Origin of the sequence: Microbacterium sp. HMWF026 (genome assembly GCF_003061325.1) — a bacterium.
GTDB classification, from domain to species: Bacteria; Actinomycetota; Actinomycetes; order Actinomycetales; family Microbacteriaceae; genus Microbacterium; species Microbacterium testaceum_E.
Map to the genome: position 1 here is coordinate 358 of NZ_QAJB01000454.1, position 4,717 is coordinate 5,074.

General features: G+C 69.1%; 5 protein-coding genes. 3 read left to right on the forward strand and 2 right to left on the reverse strand.

From position 1 onward, the window contains the following. The coding region (locus DBR36_RS16460) for a S9 family peptidase (RefSeq protein ID WP_219927680.1) at window positions 1–449 on the forward strand (449 nt) is incomplete at its 5' end. Window positions 450–492: 43 nt separating this feature from the next. Here DBR36_RS16460 and DBR36_RS16465 read toward each other — a convergent pair. Further along, window positions 493–933: a SufE family protein gene (locus DBR36_RS16465; protein ID WP_181373661.1), complete on the reverse strand. Its 441-nt coding sequence runs from the start codon at window positions 931–933 to the stop codon at window positions 493–495. Window positions 934–976: 43 nt separating this feature from the next. Beyond that, window positions 977–1,879: a sulfurtransferase gene (locus DBR36_RS16470; RefSeq protein ID WP_108320775.1), complete on the reverse strand. Its 903-nt coding sequence runs from the start codon at window positions 1,877–1,879 to the stop codon at window positions 977–979. 118 nt (window positions 1,880–1,997) lie between these two features. Between DBR36_RS16470 and zapE the strand changes: the two genes are divergently transcribed. Together zapE and DBR36_RS16480 are read left to right on the forward strand one after the other, a co-directional pair. Then, window positions 1,998–3,035: a cell division protein ZapE gene (gene zapE, locus DBR36_RS16475; protein ID WP_108320776.1), complete on the forward strand. Its 1,038-nt coding sequence runs from the start codon at window positions 1,998–2,000 to the stop codon at window positions 3,033–3,035. 166 nt (window positions 3,036–3,201) lie between these two features. After that, complete coding sequence (locus DBR36_RS16480; RefSeq protein ID WP_108320777.1) at window positions 3,202–4,476, forward strand: ammonium transporter; 1,275 nt, start codon at window positions 3,202–3,204, stop codon at window positions 4,474–4,476. The last annotated feature ends 241 nt before the right edge of the window (window positions 4,477–4,717 follow it).

Genomic DNA, 4,717 nt, shown 5'->3' on the forward strand with positions numbered 1-4,717 from the left:
TCGCTCTGCAGGCCGCGCTGGAGTCGCCGCACGGCGACGTGATCGCCGGCCTGGTGCTGGAATCCCCGGTGGTGGACTGGCGCACGGTCCTGTCGTTCCAGGGTCGCCTGATGCGCCTGCCCGCTCCCGTCGTGGCGCTGGCCCAGAGCACGATCGTGTCGAACTGGGGGGCTGCGGTGCTCGGCAGCGGCGAGCCGATCCCGCTCGACCGCCTCGACGGCGTTGCCCGCGCGGGGGAGCTGCGGCATCCGATCCTCATCCTGCACAGCGACGACGACGGTTTCGTCCCCTCCGAGGCCTCGCACGCGTTGGCGGCGGCGCGCCCCGACCTCGTGACGATGCAGACCTTCACGGTCGCGCGCCACACCAAGCTGTGGAACTACGACGAGACTCGGTGGTCCGAGGCGATCCGCGACTGGGTCGAGGCCCAGGGGCTCGCGCGGTCTTGACGACGGATGCCGCGCACCGACGGCTAATCCGATGAGGCCGACCTCAGGAGGAGCGCTTGGCGCGTACCTGACGCTTGGCGCGCATGAGCATGCCGGTCATGCCCGCGATGCGCAGGGGGCTGACCGCGCGGGTCAGACCGATGCTCTGGGGGAAGTCGTCGGGGACGGCCAGCATCTCGTCGGCCGTCAGCCCCGTGAGTCCTTGCGACAGGATGCTGGCGAAACCGCGCGTGGTGGGCGCCTCGGCGGGCGCCGTCGCGTGCATCGCGACGCGGTCGTCGTCGTCGACCGTGACGATGATGAACACCGGCGACTGGCACTCGGCGACGCGCTCGGCGAGCTCGGGGTGGTCGGCGTACTCGGCCGGAACGTCGGGGAGCTCCTGAGAGAACTCCAGCAGCAGCTGCAGCCGGTCGGGTTCGTCGAGCTCGAGGAACTCGTCGCGGATCTCGGCGAGGCGGGCGGGGAGGGCGGTGTCGGACATCTCCGTCATCCTCCCACGCCCGCGCCCGACCGGGTCGGCGGGGTCAGCGCCCCGGGACCTCGCCCGGCTCGGAGCCCGAGACGATCGGCACACGCACCGCGCTGCCCCACTCGGTCCACGAGCCGTCGTAGTTGCGCACGTCGTCGAAGCCGAGCAAGTGCTTGAGCACGAACCAGGTGTGGCTGGACCGCTCGCCGATGCGGCAGTAGGCGACGATCTTGTCGCCGTCGTTCAGCCCCGCGCCGTCGCGGTAGATGGCATCCAGCTCGGCGCGCGACTTGAAACCGCCGTCCTCGGCCACGGCCTTGCCCCACGGCACGCTCTGGGCGCTCGGGATGTGGCCGGCCCGCAGCGCCCCCTCTTCGGGATAGGCCGGCGCGGTGGTGCGCTCGCCCGAGTACTCCTCGGGGGAGCGGACGTCGATCAGGGGGTTGCCGAGGTGGGCGAGCACGTCGTCCTTGTACGCGCGCAGCAGCGAGTCGTCGCGCTCGACGACGGGGTAGTCGGTGGCGGCGACCTCGGCCTTGTCGGTCGTCAGCGGGCGCCCCTCGGCGATCCACTTGTCACGGCCTCCGTCGAGCAGGCGCACGTCCTCGTGACCGAACAGCGAGAAGACCCACAGCGCGTACGCGGCCCACCAGTTGTTCTTGTCGCCGTAGATGACCACGGTGTCGTCGCGCGAGATGCCCTTGCGGCTGAGCAGGGCCGCGAAACCCTCGCCGTCGACGTAGTCGCGCACGACGGGATCGTTCAGCTCGGTGTGCCAGTCCACCTTGACCGCACCGGGGATGTGCCCGGTCTCGTACAGCAGGACGTCCTCGTCGGATTCGACTACGACCAGACCCGGTTGCCCCAGACGCTGCTGGAGCCACTCGCCGGTGACGAGCCGACCCGGCTCGGAGTAGTCGGCGAACTTGGGCGAGGTGGTGTCGAACTCGACGGTCACGGTGTCTCCTCGGTCGGGACGGCGGATGCGGCGGCATAGGGTGGACACCGCACCTTCGACCCTAGATCCGCGGCAAGGGGCACGCACCCTCCCCGTAAGACTGCGACACAGGACGGCCATGACCTCTACGCCCGCGACGACCGGCCTCATCCACCTCACCGACCGCGTCCCCGCGGTCACGGGCGCCGAGATGGTCAGCGCCCTGGTGCCGCCGCCGCAGTTCGACGGCGCGACCTTCGAGTCGTACCGGGCGGATGACGCCTACCCCTCGCAGCAGGAAGCGAAAGAGCTGCTGCAGGCCTTCGCCGGAAAGCAGTCCGCCCCCGCGAAGAAGGGCGGCTTTTTCCGACGCGCCGAGAAGACCCCGCCGGTCAAGCCCGGCGTGTACCTCGACGGCGGCTTCGGCGTCGGGAAGACCCACCTGCTGGCCGCGATCTACCACGCCATGCCCGCGCGACGGAAGTACTTCGGCTCGTTCATCGAGTACACCGCCCTCGTCGGCGTCCTGGGCTACGCCAAGGCCGTGGAGCTGTTCCGCGGATCGGACCTGCTCTGCATCGACGAGTTCGAGCTCGACGACCCGGGCGACACGATGGTCATGACCCGCCTACTGGGGGAGCTCGTGGCATCCGGAACCCGACTCGCCGCGACCTCGAACACCCCACCGAACGCTTTGGGCGAAGGACGGTTCGCCGCGCAGGACTTCCTGCGCGAGATCCAGTCGATGGCCGACAGCTTCCGCACGATCCGCATCGACGGCACCGACTTCCGCCAGCGCGCCATCGACGGCGAGGCGAAGGTGCTGTCGGACGACGACTACCAGACGGCGATGGATGCCGCCGCGGCCGGGGGAGTGGCATCCGATGATCCGTTCGCGGGCCTCGTGGGCCACCTCGCGCGGGTGCACCCCTCGCGCTTCATCCGACTCATCGACGGTGTGAACACGATCGGACTGCGCGACGTGCAGGTGCTGCACGACCAGTCGGCCGCGCTGCGCCTGGTCGCCTTCATCGACCGCGCCTACGACGCGCAGATCCCGATCCGCGCGACCGGAGCTCCACTGAACACCGTGTTCAGCGACGAGATGCTCGCCGGCGGGTACCGCAAGAAGTACCTGCGCGCGGTGTCGCGCCTCGTGGCCCTCACTCACTCCTGACCCGCTCTCATCACCCGCTCTCGGGTGCGCGAAACGCGATGTTTACTTCGGCGGCATCCCTGTAACGACCCTGAAACACGAGTCGAACGCCGATGGAAACCGGGGCTGTGAACACTGGGGGGACCCGACGCTTTACCTGCGTCCCTGCAGAGAGGTTCCCTCCGAGATGGATCAAGGCAACACCGCATTCATCCTGATAGCAGCGGCACTCGTGCTGCTCATGACGCCAGGACTCGCATTCTTCTACGGCGGTCTCGTCAAGGCCAAGAGCGTCATCAGCATGATGATGATGAGCTTCGGCGCGATGGGCCTCATGGGCGTCCTGTGGGTGCTCTACGGGTACGCGATCGCGTTCCCCGCCACCGATGAGGGCACGACGCAGGCCCCGTGGCACATCGACTTCGCCAACCTCAGCCTCAGCAACGTCCTCGAGGCTCCCGAGGGAGCCGCGTACCCGCCGCTCGCCTTCGTCGCCTTCCAGGCCACCTTCGCGATCATCACCGTCGCCCTGGTCTCGGGTGCCATCGCCGACCGCGCCAAGTTCGGTGCGTGGATGATCTTCGCCGCCATCTGGGCGACGGTCGTGTACTTCCCGGTCGCGAGCTGGGTCTTCAACTTCGGCCTCGCCGACGACGGCACCTTCTCGTACGGCGGCTGGATCACGCACGGCCTGCAGGACGTCTTCGGCGTCGGAGCGATCGACTTCGCCGGTGGAACCGCGGTTCACATCAACGCCGGTGCCGCCGCCCTCGCCCTGGCCCTGGTGCTCGGCAAGCGCGTCGGCTTCCAGAAGGGCGCCCACGTCCCCCACAACCCGCCGTTCGTCCTGCTCGGCGCCGGTCTGCTGTGGTTCGGCTGGTTCGGTTTCAACGCGGGCTCGGAGCTCGCCGCCGACAACACCGCCGCCCTCGCTTTCGTCAACACCATCGCGGCTCCCGCCGCCGCCCTGCTGTCGTGGCTGATCGTCGAGAAGATCAAGGACGGAAAGCCCACCTCGGTCGGCGCGGCCTCGGGCGCGGTCGCCGGCCTGGTCGCCATCACGCCCGCGTGTGCCGCACTGACGCCGTTCTGGGCCATCGTGCTCGGCCTCCTCGCCGGCGCGGTCTGCGCCCTGGCGATCGAGCTGAAGTTCAAGCTCGGCTTCGACGACTCGCTCGATGTCGTCGGCATCCACCTCGTGGGCGGTCTGCTCGGCACGCTCTACCTGGGCTTCTTCGCCAAAGACACGGGCCTCGTCTTCAGCGGTTCGGCCAACCAGTTGATTGTTCAGGCGATCGCGGCCCTCGCGGTGCTGGTCTACTCCTTCGTGCTCGCCTTCATCATCGGCTTCGCGGTCGAGAAGACGATCGGCTTCCGCGTCAAGAACGAGGACGAGATCGCCGGTATCGACACCGTGGTGCACGGTGAAGAGGGCTACGTCCTCTCGGACACCCGGGGCTGAGTCTCCACCCCTCGAGGGGGCGTCGCCGATCCGTCGGCGGCGCCCCCTTCGCCGTGCGCCGGCGGTCTTGCGATGCCCGTGCGAACGGCATCCACCGTCGGTTGCGCGAGCCGGCATCCGCCACGCGCGCGTCTGCCTAGGGTGTCGGTATGGGAACCACGTCTCGTCTCGTGTCCGCGCTGCTGGGGCTCTTCCGCTCGGCACCCGCCCCCGCACGCCCGGCGCCCGGGTCGGTGCAGGG

Bases quoted from the DNA above. Each gene is read 5' to 3' on its own strand.
- DBR36_RS16465 (WP_181373661.1), bottom strand. From the start codon at position 933: ATGTCCGACACCGCCCTCCCCGCCCGCCTCGCCGAGATCCGCGACGAG.
- zapE (WP_108320776.1), top strand. From the start codon at position 1,998: ATGACCTCTACGCCCGCGACGACCGGCCTCATCCACCTCACCGACCGC.
- DBR36_RS16480 (WP_108320777.1), top strand. From the start codon at position 3,202: ATGGATCAAGGCAACACCGCATTCATCCTGATAGCAGCGGCACTCGTG.